The 2,496-nt window shown below is 69.0% G+C and carries 3 protein-coding genes; all 3 read right to left on the minus strand.

Features of this window, described 5'->3' with window-relative positions:
• Positions 1–48: 48 nt before the first annotated feature.
• From tnpC to tnpA, 3 genes are read right to left on the minus strand one after another with little or no spacing between them, the layout of a single operon-like run.
• Positions 49–1,632: an IS66 family transposase gene (tnpC, locus tag V5F48_RS24835; protein ID WP_463596430.1), complete on the minus strand. Its 1,584-nt coding sequence runs from the start codon at positions 1,630–1,632 to the stop codon at positions 49–51.
• 44 nt (positions 1,633–1,676) lie between these two features.
• Positions 1,677–2,024 (minus strand): IS66 family insertion sequence element accessory protein TnpB, encoded by a 348-nt coding sequence (gene tnpB, locus V5F48_RS24840; RefSeq protein ID WP_394260626.1) that lies wholly within the window; start codon positions 2,022–2,024, stop codon positions 1,677–1,679.
• Positions 2,021–2,410, minus strand: coding sequence for an IS66-like element accessory protein TnpA (gene tnpA / locus V5F48_RS24845; RefSeq protein WP_394260627.1), 390 nt, complete (start codon positions 2,408–2,410; stop codon positions 2,021–2,023). Before tnpA ends, tnpB begins: the two co-directional genes overlap by 4 nt.
• Positions 2,411–2,496 lie beyond the last annotated feature (86 nt).

A 2,496-nucleotide genomic window follows, 5' to 3' on the forward strand; every position in this document is an offset into this window, starting at 1 on the left:
GTACGCATCCGGCGAAGGCCGCGGGATGAGGTGTCGCGCGGGCGTGGCTCAGGCGGCATTCTTCAGGTGATCTGCGGCTTTCCAGTTCCAGGGCAGCAGTTCGTCGATGGCCCGGGCGGGATGGCCGGGCAGGCGGGCGAGGACATCGGCGAGCCAGGCCCTCGGGTCGACGTCGTTGAGCTTCGCGGTCTCGATCAGGGTGTACATGGCAGCAGCACGGCGTCCGCCAGCGTCGGATCCGGCGAAGGTCCAGTTTTTGCGGCCGAGGGCGATACCGCGTACGGCGCGCTCGGCCGCATTGTTCGAGAGGCAGAGGCGTCCGTCGTCCAGGAACCGGGCAAAGGCCGGCCAGCGCTTCAGCATGTAGTCGATCGCCCTGGCGGTATCGCTTTTGGAGGACAGCCTGGCGCGGTCGGCGCGAAGCCGGGCCTCCAGGTCGGCGACCAGAGGGCGGCTGCGATCCTGCCTGACGTGGAGCCGCTCGTCGGGAGGCCTGCCGTTGATCTCGCGCTCGATCTCGAAGATGGTGTCGATCGCCTTCACGATCGCCGCCGCCATGGGGGCTCGCTTGAGATCCGCGAGTTCGAAGAACTTGCGCCTCGCATGAGCCCAACACCCCACTTCGAGGATCGGGCCGGGCTTGCGGCTGGGGTCGTAGAGCCGGTTGTAGCCAGCGAAGGCATCGCACTGCATCGGGCCGGCATAGCCGTTGAGCCAGGCCTCGACGTGCTCGCCCGAGCGCGTGGCCGAGTAGAAGTAGGCGGCGGCCGGGGCCGCGGCACCGGCGAAGGGGCGGTCGTCGCGCACCACGGCCCACAGATGTCCGGTGCGGGTCTTGCTTTTCGCCAGGACCGGGACCGGCGTGTCGTCGACGTGGATGCGTTCGGCGGCACGCACATGCGCCTCGATCCGCTCCACCAGGGGGGCGAGCGAGACGGTGACGGCGCCGACCCAGTCGGCCAGCGTGCTGTCGGTCAGGGCCACACCCTCGCGGGCGTAGCGTTCGCCCTGCCGGTGGAGCGGCAGGTGCATGGCGTACTTCGCGGTGATGATCTCGGCCAGCAGGTTCGGCCCGGCCCGGCCACGGGCGATCGGATGGAACGGGGCCGGCGCCTGGGCAATCGCCTCGCAGGCGCGGCAGGAGAACCTCTCGCGCACGTGCTGGACGACGAACCAACGCGCCGGGATCCGCTCAAGCGTCTCGGTGACGTCCTCTCCGAGTTTCGACAGCCGATCCCCGCCGCAGCACGGGCAGACGGATGGTCCCGGGACGACCACACGCTCACGCGGCAGATGCTCCGGCAGCGGACCGCGCATCGGCCGGCGCCGCTCGCGGGCCTCGTTCCTGGAAGGATCTACGGCGGCTACCGCCACCTGTGCCGCGATCTCTGCCGCCGCCAGGGTCTCCTCGGCGTCCTCAAGCATCAGCTCCAGTTGCTCGAGCTTGCGGCCCCGTTCGGAGGAGGTGCCGAAGGCCTGTCGACGAAGGCGGGCGATCTCCAGGCGGAGCTTCTCGATGAGCAGGCGCTCGCCCGCCTGCACCCGCTCCACGGCCAGCCGCGCCTCCCGCTCCGCGAGGATCATCGCGTGGGCGGCGGCCAAATCCTGGGGCAAATCGGGAGCTTCGATCACGCCGATGATTCTGCCACAAAGCAGTGCCGAAGCAATGGTTTATCTTATCCCGCCGCGGTCGGCCGCCAGGTCTGCTGCGGCATCCGCCAGTCGATCCCTTCGAGCAGGTAGCCGAGCTGCGCGGCCGTGATCGTCACCGTGCCGTCGACCGTCGACGGCCACAGGAACCGCCCCCGCTCCAGCCTCTTGGCGAACAGGCACATGCCCTGTCCGTCGTGCCAGAGAATCTTCACCAGGTCGCCACGGCGGCCCCGGAACACGATCAGGTGGCCCGCGTGCGGATCGCGCTTCAACGTCTCTTGCGCAATCAGCGCCAAGCCGTTGAAGCCCTTGCGCATGTCCGTGTGGCCCGTCGCGAGCCAGACCTTCACGCCGCCCGGAACCGGGATCATCGAGCGCTCAGCAGATCAAGGACGAGACGCAGGGCAGCGGCATCAACGTCCCGATCGACCCGAACCCGCCTGCCGCGGCCGAGATCGATCTCGATCACCCCTGTCGCGCGCCGAGATCGCGGCGGCCCGCTCTCCGTCTCGTTCACCACGGGCGGCGTCTCAGCCTGGATCATCACCGGCAGCAGCGAGGAGACCTTGGTGACGCCTCCGAGCCGCCCTTGGCGCGCCTGACGGCGCCACGTGAACACGAGGCTCGGGCAGACATCGTGTCGGCGCGCGACCTCACTGACCGTCGCGGTGCCGTCCAGCGTCTCCGCGACAATCCCCGCCTTCTCGTCGTCCCGCCAACGCCGTCGCCGTTCGGCCCCGAGCACCTCGACCTTCATCGACCTGATCACCTTAAGTCTGAACTTAAGGTCATACCTTCATCCCTCCGCCACAGCCCGCAAGGCGGCCTTCGGCGGAGGCGTAC

This window comes from Xanthobacter autotrophicus ATCC 700552 (assembly GCF_043194565.1).
In the GTDB taxonomy this organism is placed as follows: Bacteria; Pseudomonadota; Alphaproteobacteria; order Rhizobiales; family Xanthobacteraceae; genus Xanthobacter; species Xanthobacter autotrophicus_F.